Genomic DNA, 854 nt, shown 5'->3' with positions numbered 1-854 from the left:
GCCAGGCGCCGCAGCGCCGCCAGGCCCGGCGTGGGCGCGCCGCCGCCGCTGCCCCGGCGCACGACGATCTCGTTCAGCAGCAGGTGCGCGCGGCGGGCCGTCTCGGACAGTTCCTCGAAGTCCCGCTCCCAGCGCTCACCACGGGCCCGCCGCGACAGCACCTCCGAACGCACCGAGAGCAGCGTCAGCTCCCGCCCCACGAAGTCGTGCACGTCGCCGGCGACGCTGGTGCGCTCGTCCTGCACGGCCTGGAGCAGGGCGGTCTCGGCGCCCTTGGCCTCCAGGGCGCGGACCAGGTCCACCCGGTTCGCGGCGATGCCGACCCCGGTGGCGAGCACACCGACCGGCACGACGAGGGCCAGGAACTGACTGACCGAGTCGGCGCGGTGGGTGGGCCAGTTCGGGAGCACGTACGCGGCACAGCACGCCAGGAGATAGCCGCAGCAGGCCCCCACGCCCGCGGCACGGCCGCGGTAACGGGCCACGGAGTACAAGGCGAACTGGACCAGGGTCAGCTCGTGCAGCCAGCCGAGGAAGACCAGCGAGACGGCGTACGGCAGCCAGGGCCCCCACGGCACCCGGCGGCGCAGCAGCAGCGTCGCGGCACCGAGGACCAGCACCACGGTGGCGCCCGCACCGCTCAGCGCGTTGTCGGCCTGAGCGAGACCCGGGACGTCCAGGCCCATCAGCGCGAAGCACCCCGCCGCCGTCAGCAGGTCGACGGCGAACGGCGTGCCGCGCCAGCGCTCCAGACGCCGGCCCGCGGCCGCCGCCCGGCGCATCGAGGGTGCGGCGGCCTGGTCGTGCATGAGGTCCATCATCGGGCACCGCACGGCGCACGCCGTGCCGGAGAG

Annotated in this window: 1 protein-coding gene; it reads right to left on the bottom strand. The window is 75.4% G+C overall.

Features of this window, described 5'->3' with window-relative positions; genetic code table 11:
• Positions 1-809 (bottom strand): histidine kinase (locus tag G3I40_RS26715; protein WP_239091954.1); only part of this gene is annotated, 809 nt, incomplete at its 3' end.
• Positions 810-854: the final 45 nt, after the last annotated feature.

The organism is Streptomyces sp. SID14478, from assembly GCF_010548525.1.
Classification (GTDB): Bacteria; Actinomycetota; Actinomycetes; order Streptomycetales; family Streptomycetaceae; genus Streptomyces.
The sequence above is the reverse complement of the archived record's forward strand: the minus strand, read 5'-3'. Positions and strand labels throughout refer to the sequence as shown.